Raw genomic sequence first — 250 nt, forward strand, 5'->3', positions numbered from 1 at the left:
TAGTCGGCGGGCATGATGCCGTCCTGGGCAAACAAGCGATACGCCTGCAACCCCACCAGCATCGCAATCGAACGCTCGACGAACAACCCCACCGTGTCGCCGCGCTTGACCCCCCGTTCAAGCAGGTGCACCGCCAATCGGTTGGCTTGGCGGTTGAGCTGCTCATAACTGATGCGCTGTCCTGCGCAGATCGCCGCTGTTGCTTGGGGCGCCCGCCGCGCTTGCGCTTCGATCGCGTGGTGCACATTGG

1 protein-coding gene is annotated in these 250 nt (G+C 64.0%); it reads right to left on the reverse strand.

Annotation, left to right across the window (positions count from 1 at the left end):
• Window positions 1-250, reverse strand: a 250-nt coding sequence (locus AC0L3U_RS39930; RefSeq protein ID WP_473365201.1) for an AMP-binding protein, incomplete at both ends; no start/stop codon positions are given.

This window comes from Bradyrhizobium sp. Kon69 (genome assembly GCF_055807515.1).